The organism is Nocardia sp. 852002-20019_SCH5090214, assembly GCF_001665865.1.
Lineage (GTDB): Bacteria > Actinomycetota > Actinomycetes > Mycobacteriales > Mycobacteriaceae > Nocardia > Nocardia nova.
Genome location: NZ_LZMK01000149.1, coordinates 1 through 1,299, shown reverse-complemented (window position 1 = coordinate 1,299; position 1,299 = coordinate 1). Strand labels below are relative to the sequence as shown.

Sequence of the window (1,299 nt, the reverse complement as noted above, 5' to 3'; positions counted from 1 at the left end):
CCGACCAAACTGAGCGGAACAGCCGTGGCCGGCATGCTCGCCCGGGAACTCGAGACCCACTGCCCGGAGGGCTTCATCCCCGCTCGACTCACAGTCGACCTGTATCAACCGGTCGACAACGCCGCGTTCGATCTGCGCAGCACGGTGGTCCGTCGAGGATCTCGAATCACTGTTGCCGACGCGGCACTGTCGCAAGACGGTCAGCAACGTGTGAGGGCGACAGCCGTTTTCCTCACCACCGGGACCGAACCGCCTGGCCAGCTCTGGAGCCGAGACGAACCGCTGCCGGTTCCGCCGCAGGAGAGTGCTGTGCCCGGCGGGACGCCGCCGCTGTTCAAGAGCGGCGATCGCGACTGGTCCGAGGATTTCGCGGCGAATCAAAACGCCGACCGCAAAATCTTCTGGCAGAACCTGCCACCACTGGTCGCCGGGGAACCGATCACTGGGTTCCAGCGCGCAGCGATCCTGGGTGACTCCACGAACCACGTGTGTCATTGGGGCACCGAAGGCGCCGGCTACATCAACGCCGATGTGACCGTGGCTCTTTCGCGTCTGCCGATCGGCTGCGAACTCGGACTACGCGCCGACAACACCATCGCCTCGGCGGGCGTGTCCATCGGCAGCGCCACCCTCTACGACCGCACCGGCCCGGTCGGCACCTCCGTGGTCAGCACACTGTCGAACGCACGACGCCAAATCGACTTCGCCGCCACCACCAGCGCCGCATTCGGCGGCGAGTAACCGGCGGGTGCTTCACGGGTGAGGAAGCATCTCCGGCTGAGCGAGCCTGGCGATCGTTTGAGCAATGTCGGTGCCAGGCTGGCTGAAGGTGGCGTCGAAGTAGGCAAGCAGGTAAGCCCGTTGCAGGTCGATCGAACGGGCCGTGTCGATTGTGCCGACTGCTTCGGCCTTCTTGGCGGGCTCGAGCAGGCCGGCCGTGGTCAGTTGCGGCAGGATGATCTGCTGGTCGCACAGCGACATGTGCTGGGTTCCTGCGATGCGCAGGGGGATCTTCACCCCGGTGTTGGTTGCCCAGCGCGGTTCCCAGCCCGGATTGCCGAACCAGGGCGAGGTGTCGCTGGCCAGCATCAGCAGCGGCCGGTCGAGACCGTCCGCGGCGACAGAGCCCAGGATCGGGCCGTCCAGATCGACGCCGGCACGGACACGGTGGTCGTCGTGCATCGTTTGCACGGTTGTCGACCCGCCTAGCGAGTGACCGAACATTCCGACTTTCGACAGGTCGAGGTCCTCGGCGAGGTGCGGTGGGAGTCCAGCGCGTCCCGGCTGTTCGGTGGCAGC

1 protein-coding gene and 1 pseudogene are annotated in these 1,299 nt (G+C 66.2%); one reads left to right on the top strand and one right to left on the bottom strand.

From position 1 onward, the window contains the following. The coding region (locus A5780_RS43085) for an acyl-CoA thioesterase domain-containing protein (protein WP_082976435.1) at nucleotides 1-741 on the top strand (741 nt) is incomplete at its 5' end. A 12-nt stretch (nucleotides 742-753) separates the two neighbouring features. Here the strand turns inward: A5780_RS43085 and A5780_RS43080 are convergent. After that, a pseudogene (locus A5780_RS43080) lies at nucleotides 754-1,299 on the bottom strand (hypothetical protein); the annotation flags it as partial.